Below are 15,364 nucleotides of genomic sequence, written 5' to 3'. Positions count from 1 at the left end.
TCCATCACCGTCACCCTGAGGAGGCCGCGAGCGGCCGTCTCGAAGGGTCGACGGCCCGACTGTGGCCGTGCATCCTTCGAGGCTCGCAAGAGCTCGCACCTCAGGATGACGGTATCGACAGCGCCGCTACGGCGCTCGCACAGCAATACGAACAATAGCAACAGGGAAGAAACCAATGAGCAACGATCTCGAAGACCTGACAAAACTCAACAAGGACTACGTCGACTCGGTTCAGAACTGCGACGTCAAACGCTTCGATGAAATCCTGGCGCAGGATTTTTACTGCACCAATCCCGACAAGAGCCTGGTCGACCGTACCGCCTTCCTGAAGCAGACGGCGATCCCGGTGAAGATCAAGGGCCTGAAGGCCGAGGACGTCAAAATCCGCATCCTCGGCGATTTCGCCATCATCCACGCGAAGACCAGCTACACCAACGCCGACGGCGAGCCCGCGCACGGCTGCTACACCGATTGCTGGGCGCGGCAGAACGGCAAATGGCTCGCCGTGTCCGCGCATGTCGCGCGATGAGGAGGCCGTCATTCCGGGGCAGCCCACAGGGCTGAACCCGGAATCCTGTGCCGCATACGACCTCGAGATTCCGGGTTCGATGCTTCGCATCGCCCCGGAATGACGACAAATCAGCTATCAAACATAATCACGCTGCGCAGCGTCTTGCCGGCTTTCATGTTGGCGAAGCCCTCGTTTATTTCGGAAAGCTTCAGCTTGGCCGAGATCCAGTCCTCGAGATGCAGTCTGCCGCGCATGTAGAAGTCGACGAGGCGCGGCATGTCGACGCGGAAGTGGTTGGAGCCCATTGAGGAGCCTTGAATCCTGCGCTCGCGCAGGAAGTCAAAACCGTGCAGCTCGATCTTCTGACCGAACGGGATCATGCCGACGATGGTCGCGGTGCCGCCGGGCGCGAGCATACCGAAAGCCTGCTCGGCGGTGTCCTTGCGGCCGAGCACCTCGAAAGAGTGTTGCACGCCGCCGCCGGTGAGCTCGCGCACCTGCTGGACGACATCGCCGCGGGCGGGATCGACGATGTCGGTGGCACCGAGTTTCGTCGCAAGCTGCAGCTTGGCCGGATTGGTGTCGATCGCAATGATGCGGCCGGCGCCGGCGATCTGCGCGCCGTTGATCGCGGCCATGCCGACGCCGCCGCAGCCGATCACCGCGACGGTCTCGCCGGCGGTCACCTTGGCGGTGTTCACCACGGCGCCATAGCCGGTGATGACGCCGCAACCGATCAGCGCGGCGAGATCGAGCGGCATCTCCTTCTTGATCTTCACGATGGCGTTCTCGTGAACCAGCATCTGTTCGGCGAATGACGACAGGTTGAGGAACTGGTGCAGCTTCTCCGACCTGTTCCAGGACAGCCGGTTGGAGGCGCCGGGGAGCATCTTCACCGTGGTATCGGTGCACAGCACGGTGCGGCCGGTAGTGCAATTGTCGCAGGTGCCGCAGAACACCGAAAGGCAAGTGACGACGTGATCGCCGGGCTTCACGTAGTTGACGTCGGAGCCGACCTTCTCGACCACACCGGCCGATTCATGGCCGAGCACGGCCGGCAGCGGGTGCGGATACAGGCCTTCCATGAAGTGCAGGTCGGAATGGCAGAGGCCCGCGACCGCGGTGCGGATCAGGACCTCGCGCGGCCCCGGATTGGGCACGCTGACATCCTCGATCACCAGCGGCTTGTTGACTTCATGCAGAACGGCGGCCTTCATCGGGGTCTCCCTTGGCGTTTGAACTGTGCGCTCGCGGGGCAGCCTACGCTGCGATGAGCAATTCGCCAACCTCGGCCATGCCGATGGCGCGATCGCCGAGCAGATGTTCGGTCATCCTGCGCTGAACGGTATTTTCCGCTAGCCGGAACGGATCGCCGGGCATCACGCGATGATCGATCACCATCCGCGACAGCAGCAGCCGGCGCGCGTCGCCGCGCATCTCGCGGATGCGTCCGCCCTCCCATGCCAGCGCCACAGCGCTTGCGACATGATAGAGCAGGCTGGTGGCGCGCCGCGCGTCGCCCTCGTTGTCGATGCTCCCAGCGACTTCGCGCGCAAACCCGATCGCGCGGTCGCTGAGGTCGCGCAGCCGGTTGCGCCAGGCCTGCGGCACGTTCGGGCTGTCATCGAGCCGCGCATGCAGATCGGCCGCGAGCGCATTGTCGGCGCCATGGCGGCCGACCGCGCGCTTCAACGCGTCGATCGCGACGATGTTGCCGGTGCCTTCCCAGATCGAACCGAGATGCGCGTCGCGCAGTAAGCGCGGCGTGACGAATTCCTCGATGTAGCCAATGCCGCCGCGCATCTCCATCGCATCGCCGCAGACCTTGCGGGCATCGCGGGTGGCGCGGAATTTCAGCGTCGGCGTCAGGATGCGCAGCAGCGCCGCGGCATCCTGGCTGCCGGCCTCGGCGCGGTCGAGCGCGTCAGCCGTCAGGAAGCTCATCGACAACGCCTGCTCGGTCGGCAGCATGATCTTCATCAGCTGCCGCCGCGCCAGCGGCAAATCGATGATGCGCTGGCCGAACACCACGCGGCCCCTCGCGACCGTCATCGCATCGTGGAAGGCGCGGCGCATCAGCGCCGTCGACTTCACACCGTTGGACAGCCGCGACGAATTCACCATCTCGGCCATCTGCACGAAGCCGCGGTCGAGCTTGCCGACGGCGTAAGCGATCGCACCGTCGAACTTGATCTCGCCCGAGGCCATCGAGCGGGTGCCGAGCTTGTCCTTCAGGCGCACGATCCGGTAGTGGTTCTGCGAGCCGTCGTCGAGGATACGCGGCATCAGGAACAGGCCGACGCCGCGGGTCCCCGGCCCCGCACCCTCCGGCCGCGCCAGCAGCATCACCACCTTGGCATCGGCGTTCGAGCAGAACCACTTCTCGCCGTAGAGCCGCCAGTGGTCGCCCTCCTGCACGGCGCGCGTGGTCAGCGTGCCGACGTCGGAGCCGCCTTCCTTCTCGGTCATGAACTGGCCGCCTTGCATCAGCTTGCTCATGTCGGTCTGGGTCAGGCCGTCGAGATATTTCGCCTTCAAGGCCTCGCTGCCGAAATTCGCCAGCAGTTTTGCGCAACCGTCGGTGACGTTGATCGGGCAGCCCATGCCGAATTCGGTCTGGTTGAACAGGAATGTGAAGGCGTGCTTGGCCACCACAGGATATTTGTCGGGCCAGCCCATGATGCCCTTGCGGATCGACAGCGCGTGAATGCCGAACTCGCCGAACGCGACCTTCTCGATCTCGCGATAGGCCGGATGATATTCGATGTGCTGCACGTCGCGGCCGAACTTGTCGCGCTGGTGCAGCACCGGCGTATGCCGGTCGGCAAGCCGTGCGCATTCGTCGAGAAAGCCACCGGCGAGTCCACCGAGACGGTCGAGATGCGGCTCGATGTGGCGGAACAACGCTTCGGGCAGATGCAGCTTCAGGAGATCGGTCAGCGCGGGATCGGCCCGGTAGAAATTCATTCCCGTCGTATCGGGGGCCAGCAGTCCCGGCTGGCTGGTGGACGACGTTTTCAAATCCTGCGTGAGCGGCTGCATTGAATTCCCGGCTTCGCTTCTCATTTGTTTGGGCACGACTATCCTCCTCCGGCCGAGCAAAGGAAAGCCCAATGGATATTCCAAAATACAAGATCGCCCTGATCGTCGGCGCCGGCGAGGGCCTCAGCGCCTCGCTGACACGGCTATTTTCGCGGGAGGGAATTCGCGTGGCGCTGGGCGCCCGCAGCATCGAGAAGCTCGGCGCGCTCTGCACCGAAACCGGCGCGCGCGCCTATGCCTGCGATGCCACCAAGGCGGAGGATGTCGAGCGTCTCTTCGGCCTCGTCGAGCGCGAGATCGGAACCCCTGATATCGTGGTCTACAACGCTTCCGGCCGCTCGCGTGGACCCTTCGTTGAACTCGTCCCCTCCGAGGTCGAGCGGGCGATCGCGGTCTCGGCGTTCGGCGGCTTCCTGGTGGCGCAGGAAGCCGCGAAGCGCATGCTGCCCAACAAGAAGGGCGCGATCCTGTTCACCGGCGCATCCGCCAGCGTCAAGGGCTATGCGCAATCGGCGCCGTTCGCGATGGGCAAGTTCGCATTGCGCGGGCTGGCGCAGAGCATGGCGCGGGAACTGTCGCCGCAGGGTCTCCATGTCGCGCATTTCGTGATCGACGGCGGCATCCGCAGCGCCGCCCGCGCCGAGCCCGCCGACCGCCCGGATTCGATGCTCGATCCCGACGCGATTGCACTAAGCTACTGGAACGTGCTGCAACAGCCGCGCAGCGCCTGGAGCTGGGAGCTGGAATTGCGGCCCTGGGTTGAGAAGTTTTGAGATGACGTACATCATCTATAGAACGTAGGCTGCGTGCAGCTCAACGTGCCCGCATTCGCGCTAGCCTTCGAAAGATATTCTTCGTCATTCCGGGATGGTGCGTTAGCACCAGGCCCGGAATCTTGAGATTCCGGGTTCGATGCTTCGCATCGCCCCGGAATGACTTAGCAAACGAAACGACTACGGGGAGTGACATGACCAGCGAAATCAAGATCGAAACCGGCACCGACGAACTGCTCTGCGTGATCCGCGACCGCGTCGCCGTCATCACCCTGAACCGTCCGGATGCCCGCAACTCGCTGTCGGACACGCTGACGCCGGCGCTGCGCACGATGATCCGGACCTGCGGCGAGAACCCCGAGGTCGGCGTGCTGCTCATCACCGGCGCCGGCAAGGCGTTCTGCGCCGGCGGCAACGTCAAGGGCATGGGCGCGCATCGCGACCCGAAGAAGCTCGAAATGTCCTATGAAGACAAGGTCGCGGACCTGCAGGAGCGCCAGCGCCTGCTGACCGGCGCACTCGCCTCGGTGCGCAAGCCCACGATTGCCGCGCTGCCCGGCCCCGCGGTAGGCGCCGGCCTTGCGATCGCAATGGCCTGCGACATCAGGATCGCCGCGCAATCCGCCTTCATCTCGACCGGCTATCTGCGCGTGGCGCTGAGCGGCGACTACGGCATGGCCTGGCTGTTGACGCGGCTGGTCGGCACCTCGCGCGCCCGCGAATTGATGTTCACGTCCGAGAAGGTCGATGCCGTCAGATGCGAGCAGATCGGCCTCGTCAATCGCGTGGTGCCGGACGAGACGCTGCAGGACGAAGCCTTTGCGCTGGCGAAGTCGATGGCCGAAGGCCCGACCCTGGCGCTGCGCTACATGAAGGACAATCTCGACGAGGCGCTGCAATTCGACTTCGCCACCGCGCGCGACCATGAGGCCGAGCGGCTGATCCGGCTGACCACGACGGCCGACCACAAGGAGGCGGTGCAGGCCTTCATCGAGAAGCGCAAGCCGGTGTTCCGGGGCAATTGAGAGGCGTCCGCGCGATCTTCTCCTTCCCCCTGAAAGGGGGAAGGCGGGATGGGGGTCAGCCGCAGGCGCCGCTGCAAGCGGAGAGAGCTGATCCCCACCCGCTTTGCTCTGACGAGCAAAGCGTCCTCCCCTTTTCAAGGGGAGGTAAGAGCAAACGCGGCAGAAGCAAAGAAAAGGGCCCGGTTCTGGAGGGGCCAGAACCGGGCCTAGTCAGTCAAACCGCAAGCGAGGACATCGCGGCCAAGCGGGAAGTGGCGGCAAGCCGCCAGCTGGCACAGGGAATGTCTTGCGGCTCGACGTGGATCTCTTTGGCGAAGCGCACCAGCTTCCAGTCGCCGGGGCTTTGCATAAAGGCATAGTCCGACTTGCGGGCGAGCCCGATCATCGTCGCATTGGAACGCAGCGTGTCGCCAAAAATGCGCTCGGCTCCGAGAGACGCCGCGCGGCATTCGAGATTCTTCAATAGCGCCTTGCCAATGCCGTGGCCCTGCCACCGGTCATCGATCGACAGGCCGAACTCGACGCTCGACGTATCCGCATGGAAGGCATAGCGGGCTTCGCCGACAATGGTTTCGAAACCATCGACCAGCATCGTCGCGACCACCGTGAACCGGTCAGCCTCGCCGACATGAATGAAACGCTCGAGCTCCGTCTTCGGCAGCTCGCTCAGTGCGCCCAGGAAGCGGTTATAACGGGAACCCGCGGAGAGCGAACGGATGTAGTTCTGCAGCTCTTCGCGATCGCGCGGCTCGACAAAGCGCACCTTGATCTCGCTGCCGTCCTTGGCGCGCAGCACATCAGAGTATTGCTTGAGATCGTCGAGATGCAGCGCAACCATGACACGCTCCTCGGGTGAAGAAATTGGCCGGCGCCCCTCGATGGAGGCGGCGCCGGCGACGGCGGCCCATTAGGCCCGCCAGAACGGCTTATCGGTCTCGAACATGATGTCGCTGCGGGACATGCCGATGTCGTGCAGGTCGCGCTCGGTCCACTGCGACAGCTCGCGGCGGCGCTCGTAGCGCTCCCACCAGACATGCAGGGTCTCGCCGACCTGGTTCAGCAGCCCCGATGCATGATGATCGGGCGTATGAGGATTTGTCATCGATTCATGGGTGAAAATGGACATTTGCGGCTCCTATCGGTAACCTGTTGGCGGTAATATCGGAGCTATTCGGCCTGTTCACAAACGACACTTTGTACCGCTTCGCATGAATTAACGTCATGTATTAGGAGACCTTTCTGGCATGACCAGCCGCCTGCCTTCGCTGAACGGTCTCAGGGCATTCGAGGCCGCCGCGCGGCACATGAGCTTCACGCTGGCGGCGTCCGAACTGAACGTGACCCAGACGGCGATCAGCCATCAGATCCGGCGGCTCGAGGAGGAACTCGGCGTCCGCCTGTTCATCCGCCAGAACCGTTCGCTGAGCCTGACGCCGGATGCCGCCGAATACCTTCCCGGCGTCCGCGCCGCCTTCAACGACCTCCGGCTCGCGACCGATCGGCTGCTGCGCCGGGACGACGATCACGTGCTGACGGTCTCGACCTTGGCGTCGCTCGCCGCCAAATGGCTGCTGCCGCGGCTGTCGGCATTCCAGGAGGCGCATCCCGGCATCGACGTTCGCATCACCACCTCGACCAGCCTGGTCGATTTCCACCGCGACAAGGTCGATGCCGCGATCCGCTACGGCCGCGGCCAATGGGCCGGCCTGCGCGCGGACTGGCTGATGGCGGACGAGTTGTTTCCGGTGTGCAGCCCCTCGCTGCTGCAGGGAAGCAAGCCGCTCAAATGCCCTGAGGATCTCAGGGATCACGTGCTGCTGCACACCAGCAATGCCAACAGCGACGATTGGCGGCTGTGGCTGACCGCGGCGGGCCTGCCGGCCGACGTCTCCAAACAGCCAGGCGTCACCTTCGACCTGCTGTTCGTGACGCTCCAGGCCGCGATCGACGGGATCGGCATCGCGATGGGCCGCACTTCCTATGTGCAGGACGACATCACCAAGGGCCGCCTCGTGGTTCCCTTCAAGATCGCGCTGCCGGCAGACGCCGGCTTCTATCTGGTGTCGCCGCAGGGACGCGCCGATACGCCAAAACTCTCCGCGTTCCGCTCCTGGCTCGGCGCCGCGGCACATAGCGCGCCCTGATGCGGCGCACGCCGCAACGCAAGCAGATTTCCACCTACGGCTTTTTTCCGATGGCCTCGGCGTGATTTCGGGGTTGGTCGCGCCGGACAGGCGTGCCAAATTGCCGCACATGGCAGGGTAACTGCCTTGGCTGGCGAGACAATTTTCGCCAGCCCTTTTGTTACGGGGAAGGAAAGGGCGTTATGTCGCAGTCGAGTTCACCACAAGTCCCGCAAATCAAGTCGCGTCTTGGCGCCATCCTGCGCGCGACCAGCGGCAATTTCCTCGAGCAATTCGACTTCTTCCTGTTCGGCTTCTATGCGCCCCTGATCGCCAAGGCGTTCTTCCCCTCCGAGAACGAGACCGCGGCGCTGCTCAACGCCTTCGGCGTGTTCTGGCTCGGCGCCCTGATGCGGCCGGTCGGTGCCATCCTGCTCGGCGCCTATATCGACCGCATCGGCCGCCGCAAGGGCCTGATCGTGACGCTCGCAATCATGGCGGTCGGCACCGTGGTGATCGCGATCTGCCCGACCTATGCAAGCATCGGCATTGCCGCTCCGATTATCGTCCTGCTTGCCCGCCTGCTGCAGGGCTTCTCCGCCGGCGTCGAGCTCGGCGGCGTCTCGGTCTACCTCGCGGAGATCGCCACACCCGGAAATCGCGGCTTCTACACCTCGTTCCAGTCGGCGAGCCAGCAGGTGGCGATCTTCGTCGCCTCGATCCTGGGCTTCATCCTGAGCGAGAGCATGCCGGCCGCAACCGTCGCGGACTGGGGCTGGCGCATCCCGTTCTTCGTCGGCTGCCTGATCATCCCGGTGATCTTCTTCCTGCGCCGCACGCTGGAGGAAACCCCGGCGTTCCTGGCGATGAAGACGCATCCGACGGCAAGCGAGGTGTTTGCCTCGGCGCTCGCCAACTGGCGCATCGTCATTCTCGGCATGATGATCGCGGTGCTGACCACCACGACGTTCTACTTCGTCACCGTCTACACACCGACTTTCGGCAAGGCCGTGCTGAAGCTCTCCACCCAGGATGCGCTGCTGGTGACGCTGCTCGTCGCCGTGACCAACTTCATCTGGAATCCGGTCGGCGGCGCGCTGTCCGACCGGATCGGCCGCAAGCCGGTGCTGCTGGTGATCGCCGGCCTGTCGCTGCTGACGGCCTATCCGGCGCTGCACTGGCTGGTGACCAATCCGAGCTTCGGCAAGATGCTGGCGGTCGAGATGATGTTCTCGTTCTATTTCGGCGTCTACAGCGGCACCATGCTCGGCTGCCTGGTCGAGATCGTGCCGGCGCATGTCCGCACCACCTGCTTCTCGCTGGCCTTTGCGCTGGCGGCCGGGCTGTTCGGCACATTCACGCCGTTCGCCTCGACCTGGCTGATCCAGCAGACCGGCGACAAGGCTTCGCCCGGCTACTGGCTGATGTGCGCCGCCGTGCTCGGCATCGTCGCCGCGCTGATCGTCTATCGCGACGGCCAGACCATCGAGCAGCGCGAGACGGTCGCGGCGTGATCGTGCGCATGCAATTGGGGCAGACTCTTTATTTGAGCATGATCTTTCGGAAAACCGCTACACACTTTTCCGGATCATGCTCATTCGCCCGCCCCTGTTGCTTTCCATGCCAACAACGATAACAAGAGCGCATGGTTGATCTGACGCGCAGGTTCGACGTGCTGGTGATCGGCGGCGGCAACGCCGCGCTCTGTGCTGCGATCAGCGCACGGCGCGCCGGTGCTTCCGTGCTGGTGCTGGAAGGCGCGCCGAAATTCTACCGCGGCGGCAACACGCGCCACACCCGCAACATGCGTTGCGCCCACGACGCGGCGACCGAAATCCTCACCGGTCCCTACACCGAGGAGGAATTCTGGCAAGATTTGCTGCTGGTGACCGGCGGCCAGACCGACGAGGAACTGGCCCGCTTCATGATCCACGAGTCCAAGGACATCCTGAACTGGATCGTCGAACAGGGCGTACGCTGGCAGCCCTCGCTCGGCGGCACCTTGAGCCTTGGCCGCACCAACTCGTTCTTCCTCGGCGGCGGCCGCGCGATGCTGAACGCACTGTATCGCACGGCCGAGGAGCTCGGCGTCGACATCCTCTACGATGCCGAGGTCATCGATCTCAAGATCGAGGACGGCATGTTCCTCTCGGCGCAGCTGAAGCAGCCGGTCGGTGGCAGGACCGAGGTGCGCGCCTCGACCCTGGTCGCGGCCGCCGGCGGCTTCGAGGCCAACATCGAATGGCTGAAGCAATATTGGGGCGAGGCCGCCGACAATTTCCTGATCCGCGGCACGCCCTATAATCGCGGCGCTATCCTGAAAATGCTGCTGGCGAAAGGCGTGCAGGAGATCGGCGATCCCACACAGTGCCATGCGGTCGCGATCGACGCGCGCGCGCCGAAATTCGACGGCGGCATCATCACGCGCCACGACTCGGTCGTGTTCGGCATCGTCGTCAACAAACACGCCGAGCGCTTCTACGACGAGGGCGAGGACATCTGGCCGAAGCGCTATGCGATCTGGGGCCGCCTGGTCGCCGCACAGCCCGACCAGATCGCCTACATCATCTTCGACTCGACCGTCGTGACGAGCTTCATGCCGACGCTGTTTCCGCCGATCGCAGGCGCAACGATTGCCGAACTCGCCGGCAAGCTCGAGCTTGATCCTGCCGCGCTGGAAAAGACCATCACCGAATTCAACGCTGCGGTGCGGCCGGGTACGTTCGACCACACCATCCTCGACGACTGCCGCACCGAAGGTATCACGCCGGCGAAAACGCATTGGGCGCGCCGGATCGAGACGCCGCCCTACCTCGCCTATCCGGTGCGGCCCGGCATCACCTTCACCTATCTCGGCACCCGCGTGAACAAACAATCACGGATGCTGATGAAGGACGGCAAGCCGTCCGCCAACATGTTCGCCGCCGGCGAGATCATGGCCGGCAACGTGCTCGGCAAGGGCTACGCCGCCGGCATCGGCATGACCATCGGCAGTGTGTTCGGCCGCGTCGCCGGGCGGGAAGCGGCGAAGAATGCGCGGAACTAAGGGCTAGGCTGGCACGATGCACGGGACGAGGATCTTGCAGGAAGCCGACCGTCTGATGACGGTGTGCAATTCCTGCCGCTATTGCGAGGGCCTGTGCGCGGTGTTTCCCGCGATGGAGATGCGCCGCGCCTTCTCCGACGGCGACCTCAACTATCTCGCCAATCTCTGCCACGCCTGCGGCGCCTGCTACACCGACTGCCAGTTCTCGCCGCCGCACGAATTCAACGTCAATGTGCCGAAGACGCTCGCGGTGGCGCGCGCCGAATCCTATGCCGCCTATGCCTGGCCGCGCGCGTTTTCCGGCGCGTTCGCGCGCAACGGCCTCGTCATCAGCCTGATCGCGGCGCTCAGCGTCGCCGCCTTCATCTTCGGCTTCGCCGCCATCAACGACCCCGGCGTGCTCTATGGCATCCACACCGGGCCCGGCGCGTTCTACAAATTGATGCCGCACAATGCGATGGCGCTGCTGTTCGGCGCCGCTTTGCTCTACGCCATCCTGGCGCTGGTGATGGGCGTGCGCGCGTTCTGGCGCGCGATCGGCGAGCCCATTGGCATGAAAACGGACCCGAAATCGCTGTTGCAGGCGATGCGCGATGCCGGCGAGCTGCGCTATCTCGACGGTGGCGGCGTCGGTTGCTTCAACGAGGACGATCATCCGACCGACCGCCGCAAGCTGTATCACCACTTCACCTTCTACGGCTTCGCGCTGTGCTTCGCCGCGACCTGCGTCGGTACGCTGTACCATTATCTGCTGGCGCGCGAGGCGCCCTATGCGTGGTGGGATCTGCCTGTGGTGTTGGGCACGCTCGGCGGCATCGGGCTCGTGGTCGGCCCGATCGGGCTCTTGTCAGAGAAATGGAAGCGCGACCGCGTGCTGGTCGACGAAAAGCAGATGGGCATGGACACCGCGTTCATCCTGATGCTGTTCCTGACCAGCATCACTGGCCTCGCCTTGCTGCTGTGGCGCGAGACCGCCGCGATGGGCCCGCTGCTCGCGCTACACCTCGGCGTGGTGTTCGCGCTGTTCATCACCATGCCCTACGGGAAATTCGTGCACGGCATCTACCGCTTCGTCGCGCTGGTGCGCTATGCGCGGGAACGGCAGATGATGATGCAGGGCAAGGCAGAGTAAGCGTCATTCCGGGGCGATGCGCAGCATCGAACCGGGAATCTCGAGATTCCGGGTTCGCGTCTTCGACGCGCCCCGGAATGACAGTGGTCAGAGATCCACCACCACGTAATCACTCTCCACCGCAACCTTGATGGTCTCGGCGACATACGGCCCCTTCACCACATTGGTGCCCGGCTCGACGCTGACCGGATAGGCCCGCACGCGGAAGCGGCGCGGGTCGCAATAGGACTGGCCGGTGCGGATGTCGAACTCCCAGCCATGCCAGGGGCAGCGCAGGATCTCGCCGAGTTTGGTGTATTCGATCTCGCCGGGATCCGACGACGACGCCAGCCCGATCAGCGGCCCCTCGCAGAGCGCCGCGCCCTGATGCGGGCAGCGGTTCAACAGGCCGAAGAACTCGCCCTTGACGTTGAAGACGGCGATCGGCCGCCCGTCGATCTCGAGGAATTTTCGCGACCCCGGCGGCAACTCATCCACCGGAGCGATCACATGACGCGCCATCTATGAGATACCGTAAAGCTGCTTCGCATTGTCGAGATAGAACGCCTGGCGGTTGGCATCGCTGACGCCGGCCGGCAGCACGCGCAACGGCTCGTCGTAATCCCAATGCGGATAGTCGGTCGCGAACAACAGTCTGTCCCAGCCGATCCACTCGATGGTCTGGAACAGATAGTCGCGGCTCTCCGGGTCTTCCATCGGCTGCGTGGTCCACCAGATGTGGTCGCGGATGTATTCCGACGGCCTGCGCTTCAGATGCGGCACCTCCGCGTGAAGCCGCGCAAACACCTTGTCGAGCCGCCAGGCAAGTGACGGCGCCCAGCCGAAGCCGGCCTCGACCATCACCATCTTCAGTTTCGGGAAGCGCTCGAACACGCCCTCGAGCACCACGCTCGCCAGCGCGGTCTGCTGGCACTGCGAATGCCCGACCATCTCCTCGATGTAATAGCTCGGCCAGCCCGAGGCGGTGATCGGGTTGCCGCCGAAGCCGAAGGCGTGCACGCCGATCGGCAGTCCCGCCTCCTGCGCCGCCTCATAGATCGGCCAGTAGCGACGCTGGCCAAGCGGCTCGACATTGCGACTGAGCAGCAGCACCTGGACGAAATTCTTATCCCCTGTGCGCTTGCGGATTTCCGCTGCCGCCGACACGCCGTCCTCATTGGCGACGACGACCGAGCCCTTCAGCCGCGAGTCCTTGCTGGTCCATTTCTCGATCTGCCAGTCGTTGATCGCCGAGCAGATCGCGCCGGCGAGATCCTGGTTGCGGATGCCCTGCCCGGTGTTGAGCGGATTGAGCACGCCGAGCGCGACATTGTTGGGATCGAGATGCTGCTTCTGCATGAAGGACAGCGACGAGCCTTGCGGCCCGCCTTCCGGCGGATAGGCATCGCGGCGCGAGGCGTTGGGCTGCGCCTTCGGATAGGGCGGGCCTTCCATCATGCCCTGATAGGCATGAACGCCGAAGGTCTCGAGATGGCTGTGCCAGCGCTTGGCCAGATAAGGATGCAGCTCGTCCTTGGTCGCGCGTGCCGGATGGATGTCGCAATCGGCAATCGCGGTCTTGATGCCGGTCGACGCGGCCGCCTCGGGACGTTCCCGTACCTGGATGTTCATGACACGGTATCCTTCATCTTCAACCGCGGATAGGTCGCGTGCGGATTGTCGATCATGATCTTGCGGACCAGATCCGGCGACAACCCCGTCGGCAGCACCTCGTCACCATCGAACTGCCAATGCGGATAGTCAGTCGAGAATAGGATCAATTCGTCCGACTGCATATGGTCGAACAGCCGGTTCAGGGTGTCGCCTTCCGGCGGTGCGTCGACCGGCTGCAGCGAGAAACGGATGTTGCTGCGCACAATCTCCAGCGGCGCACGGTCGACCCACGGCGTTTCCATGCGCACGCCACGCCAGAACTTGTGCAGCCGCCACAGGAACGGCGGCAGCCAGGTGAAACCACTCTCCAGCATCACCATTTTTAAGGCTGGATGGCGCGCGAACACGCCTTCGACGATCAGGCTGGTGAGCTGGGTCTGGAACGCCTGCGCCTGCGCGACGTAATCCTCGATATGATAGGAGCCCCAGCCGACCGAGGTCGGCGGGTTGTGATAGGCGCTGCCGGCATGGATGCCGATCGGCAGGCGGAGCCGTTCCGCCGCCGCGTAGATCGGCCAGTAGTGACGCTTGCCGAGCGGCATGTCGCCCATCACAAGCATCAGCACCTGCACGAAGCGCTTGTCCTGCGCACAGCGCTCGATCTCGGCCACAGCCTTGTCGATGCTCTGCACCGGAATCACGATCGAGCCGCGCAGGCGAGCGTCCTTGTCGAGCCACTCCTTGACCAACCAGTCGTTCAGCGCGCGGCAGAAGGCATCGGCCATGTCTTCGGAAAACACCATCTGCACACCGTAGAGCGGATTGCAGATGCCGTAGGCGGTACCGAACTTGTCGAGCGCCTGGCTTTGCATGTCGGCAAGGCTCGAGCCCGGCTTGCCCTGCGCGGGGCGCCAGTCCGGCCGCGATGAGATCGGCGAATTGGTGGGATAGGATTGCGAGATCAGATCCGTCATGCCGCGCGTCGTCACCTGGTCGCGCCAGTAGTCGTTCATGTAAGGCAGCAGGCTGGTGAGGTGAGGTACGGCGGGATGCAGATCGCAATCCACGCCGCCCGCGATCGGCGACGTCATGGTGTTTCCTCCGCGCACGCTCTCACAACAACTGTCGGGGCGCCGCTTGGTTGTTGTCCGACATTCAATCAGTCCGTGCTGCGATCCGCAACTCGGCAGGGGCCGGTGTGGTGTGCTAGGAAGGCAGAACGCCCTACAGGATTTTCATGGCAAGCAACGAGAAAGAGCGCCGATGAACGCACTCATATCCATCGCTGAGCAGGTCGCCGCGAAACTGATCGCGAACAAGCAGACGATTGCGGTCGCGGAATCCTCCACCGGCGGACTGATCTCCGCATCGCTGCTCGCGGTGCCCGGCGCGTCGGCCTATTTCCTCGGCGGCGGCGTGATCTACACCCGCGACGCGCGGCGTGCGCTGATGGACATTTCCGACGACACGATGCGCGGTCTCCGCTCGTCGTCAGAACCTTATGCTCAGTTGCTCGCGCGCCAGATCCGCGAACGCCTCTCGACCGATTGGGGATTGTCGGAAACCGGCGCCGCCGGCCCGACCGGCAACCGCTACGGCGATGCCGCCGGCCACAGTTGCATGGCGGTCGTAGGTCCGCAGCAGCAGGTCATCACGCTGGAAACCGCCAGCGGCGACCGGCAGGCCAACATGCAGGCGTTCGCCAAGGCGGCGCTGGAGTTGCTACTGAGGAATCTCGCACAGTAATTTTCTGCCGTCGTCCCGGGCAAGCGAAGCGCGACCCGGGACCCATAACCACGACTGTCAGCGTTCAAGAGTGCTGGGGCCACAGCGGTGCGCCACGATGATCTGCGGTGGTAATGGGTCCCGGCTTTCGCCGGGACGACGCGGGGAAGGACCGCCGCTCAACTATGACGCCGTAGCCCGGATGGAGCGCAGCCCAATCCGGGGCTGCTCTATCCGCGGTGCGCGCGGCCCCGGATTTCGCTTCGCTTCATCCGGGCTACGCTTGCTCAATCTCTCCCCGTCATCCTGAGGCGCGAGCCTCTTCGGCGAGCCTCGAAGGATGAATCGGCCAGAGTGGGGCCGTGCATCCTTCGAGGCTCGCTCCGCTCGCACC

At 64.2% G+C, this 15,364-nt stretch carries 15 protein-coding genes; 8 read left to right on the top strand and 7 right to left on the bottom strand.

What is annotated here, in order from left to right; all coding sequences use genetic code 11:
* The first annotated feature begins 175 nt into the window (after positions 1-175).
* Positions 176-529: a nuclear transport factor 2 family protein gene (locus WDM24_RS02785; protein WP_166299185.1), complete on the top strand. Its 354-nt coding sequence runs from the start codon at positions 176-178 to the stop codon at positions 527-529.
* Positions 530-639: 110 nt separating this feature from the next.
* Here the strand turns inward: WDM24_RS02785 and WDM24_RS02780 are convergent, their stop codons facing one another.
* Positions 640-1,728 (bottom strand): Zn-dependent alcohol dehydrogenase, encoded by a 1,089-nt coding sequence (locus tag WDM24_RS02780; RefSeq protein ID WP_166211561.1) that lies wholly within the window; start codon positions 1,726-1,728, stop codon positions 640-642.
* A gap of 43 nt (positions 1,729-1,771) precedes the next feature.
* Positions 1,772-3,553: an acyl-CoA dehydrogenase family protein gene (locus tag WDM24_RS02775; protein WP_338830372.1), complete on the bottom strand. Its 1,782-nt coding sequence runs from the start codon at positions 3,551-3,553 to the stop codon at positions 1,772-1,774.
* 71 nt (positions 3,554-3,624) lie between these two features.
* Between WDM24_RS02775 and WDM24_RS02770 the strand changes: the two genes are divergently transcribed.
* On the top strand, positions 3,625-4,326 hold the full coding sequence (locus tag WDM24_RS02770) for an SDR family NAD(P)-dependent oxidoreductase (RefSeq protein WP_338695011.1): 702 nt from the start codon (positions 3,625-3,627) through the stop codon (positions 4,324-4,326).
* A 194-nt stretch (positions 4,327-4,520) separates the two neighbouring features.
* Positions 4,521-5,351 carry an enoyl-CoA hydratase gene (locus tag WDM24_RS02765; RefSeq protein ID WP_338830371.1) on the top strand — a complete coding sequence of 277 codons (831 nt, stop codon included), beginning with the start codon at positions 4,521-4,523 and terminating at the stop codon, positions 5,349-5,351.
* A 214-nt stretch (positions 5,352-5,565) separates the two neighbouring features.
* Here the strand turns inward: WDM24_RS02765 and WDM24_RS02760 are convergent, their stop codons facing one another.
* Both WDM24_RS02760 and WDM24_RS02755 read right to left on the bottom strand, forming a co-directional pair.
* Positions 5,566-6,189, bottom strand: coding sequence for a GNAT family N-acetyltransferase (locus tag WDM24_RS02760; RefSeq protein WP_166211573.1), 624 nt, complete (start codon positions 6,187-6,189; stop codon positions 5,566-5,568).
* Between the two features lie 69 nt (positions 6,190-6,258).
* Positions 6,259-6,477 carry a DUF1127 domain-containing protein gene (locus WDM24_RS02755; protein WP_338830370.1) on the bottom strand — a complete coding sequence of 73 codons (219 nt, stop codon included), beginning with the start codon at positions 6,475-6,477 and terminating at the stop codon, positions 6,259-6,261.
* Positions 6,478-6,595: 118 nt separating this feature from the next.
* Here WDM24_RS02755 and WDM24_RS02750 point away from each other — a divergent pair, with 118 nt between their 5' ends.
* The 4 genes from WDM24_RS02750 to tcuB all read left to right on the top strand — a co-directional run bounded on the left by WDM24_RS02750 (position 6,596) and on the right by tcuB (position 11,652).
* Entirely contained in the window at positions 6,596-7,495 is a 900-nt protein-coding gene (locus WDM24_RS02750) for a transcriptional regulator GcvA (protein ID WP_338830369.1), read from the top strand.
* A gap of 182 nt (positions 7,496-7,677) precedes the next feature.
* On the top strand, positions 7,678-8,988 hold the full coding sequence (locus WDM24_RS02745) for an MFS transporter (RefSeq protein WP_338830368.1): 1,311 nt from the start codon (positions 7,678-7,680) through the stop codon (positions 8,986-8,988).
* A 131-nt stretch (positions 8,989-9,119) separates the two neighbouring features.
* Entirely contained in the window at positions 9,120-10,520 is a 1,401-nt protein-coding gene (gene tcuA / locus WDM24_RS02740; protein WP_414645674.1) for an FAD-dependent tricarballylate dehydrogenase TcuA, read from the top strand.
* 16 nt (positions 10,521-10,536) lie between these two features.
* Positions 10,537-11,652 (top strand): tricarballylate utilization 4Fe-4S protein TcuB, encoded by a 1,116-nt coding sequence (gene tcuB / locus WDM24_RS02735; RefSeq protein WP_338830367.1) that lies wholly within the window; start codon positions 10,537-10,539, stop codon positions 11,650-11,652.
* Between the two features lie 87 nt (positions 11,653-11,739).
* Here tcuB and WDM24_RS02730 read toward each other — a convergent pair whose 3' ends face one another.
* Genes WDM24_RS02730 through WDM24_RS02720 form a run of 3 tightly spaced genes read right to left on the bottom strand, consistent with a single transcriptional unit; the run spans position 11,740 to position 14,336 of the window.
* On the bottom strand, positions 11,740-12,153 hold the full coding sequence (locus tag WDM24_RS02730) for a Rieske (2Fe-2S) protein (RefSeq protein ID WP_016846808.1): 414 nt from the start codon (positions 12,151-12,153) through the stop codon (positions 11,740-11,742).
* On the bottom strand, positions 12,154-13,263 hold the full coding sequence (locus WDM24_RS02725) for an amidohydrolase family protein (RefSeq protein ID WP_338830366.1): 1,110 nt from the start codon (positions 13,261-13,263) through the stop codon (positions 12,154-12,156). It abuts the gene before it with no gap.
* Entirely contained in the window at positions 13,260-14,336 is a 1,077-nt protein-coding gene (locus tag WDM24_RS02720) for an amidohydrolase family protein (protein WP_338830365.1), read from the bottom strand. Before WDM24_RS02720 ends, WDM24_RS02725 begins: the two co-directional genes overlap by 4 nt.
* Before the next feature lie 172 nt (positions 14,337-14,508).
* Between WDM24_RS02720 and WDM24_RS02715 the strand changes: the two genes are divergently transcribed.
* Entirely contained in the window at positions 14,509-14,991 is a 483-nt protein-coding gene (locus tag WDM24_RS02715; protein ID WP_338830364.1) for a CinA family protein, read from the top strand.
* The last annotated feature ends 373 nt before the right edge of the window (positions 14,992-15,364 follow it).

The sequence above is a fragment of the Bradyrhizobium sp. 27S5 genome (assembly GCF_037217225.1).
GTDB classification, from domain to species: Bacteria; Pseudomonadota; Alphaproteobacteria; order Rhizobiales; family Xanthobacteraceae; genus Bradyrhizobium; species Bradyrhizobium septentrionale.
This window is presented reverse-complemented; position numbering and strand designations above follow the sequence as displayed.

Bases quoted from the DNA above. Each gene is read 5' to 3' on its own strand.
- WDM24_RS02785 (WP_166299185.1), top strand. From the start codon at position 176: ATGAGCAACGATCTCGAAGACCTGACAAAACTCAACAAGGACTACGTC.
- WDM24_RS02780 (WP_166211561.1), bottom strand. From the start codon at position 1,728: ATGAAGGCCGCCGTTCTGCATGAAGTCAACAAGCCGCTGGTGATCGAG.
- WDM24_RS02775 (WP_338830372.1), bottom strand. From the start codon at position 3,553: ATGCAGCCGCTCACGCAGGATTTGAAAACGTCGTCCACCAGCCAGCCG.
- WDM24_RS02770 (WP_338695011.1), top strand. From the start codon at position 3,625: ATGGATATTCCAAAATACAAGATCGCCCTGATCGTCGGCGCCGGCGAG.
- WDM24_RS02765 (WP_338830371.1), top strand. From the start codon at position 4,521: ATGACCAGCGAAATCAAGATCGAAACCGGCACCGACGAACTGCTCTGC.
- WDM24_RS02760 (WP_166211573.1), bottom strand. From the start codon at position 6,189: ATGGTTGCGCTGCATCTCGACGATCTCAAGCAATACTCTGATGTGCTG.
- WDM24_RS02755 (WP_338830370.1), bottom strand. From the start codon at position 6,477: ATGTCCATTTTCACCCATGAATCGATGACAAATCCTCATACGCCCGAT.
- WDM24_RS02750 (WP_338830369.1), top strand. From the start codon at position 6,596: ATGACCAGCCGCCTGCCTTCGCTGAACGGTCTCAGGGCATTCGAGGCC.
- WDM24_RS02745 (WP_338830368.1), top strand. From the start codon at position 7,678: ATGTCGCAGTCGAGTTCACCACAAGTCCCGCAAATCAAGTCGCGTCTT.
- tcuA (WP_414645674.1), top strand. From the start codon at position 9,120: ATGGTTGATCTGACGCGCAGGTTCGACGTGCTGGTGATCGGCGGCGGC.
- tcuB (WP_338830367.1), top strand. From the start codon at position 10,537: ATGCACGGGACGAGGATCTTGCAGGAAGCCGACCGTCTGATGACGGTG.
- WDM24_RS02730 (WP_016846808.1), bottom strand. From the start codon at position 12,153: ATGGCGCGTCATGTGATCGCTCCGGTGGATGAGTTGCCGCCGGGGTCG.
- WDM24_RS02725 (WP_338830366.1), bottom strand. From the start codon at position 13,263: ATGAACATCCAGGTACGGGAACGTCCCGAGGCGGCCGCGTCGACCGGC.
- WDM24_RS02720 (WP_338830365.1), bottom strand. From the start codon at position 14,336: ATGACGTCGCCGATCGCGGGCGGCGTGGATTGCGATCTGCATCCCGCC.
- WDM24_RS02715 (WP_338830364.1), top strand. From the start codon at position 14,509: ATGAACGCACTCATATCCATCGCTGAGCAGGTCGCCGCGAAACTGATC.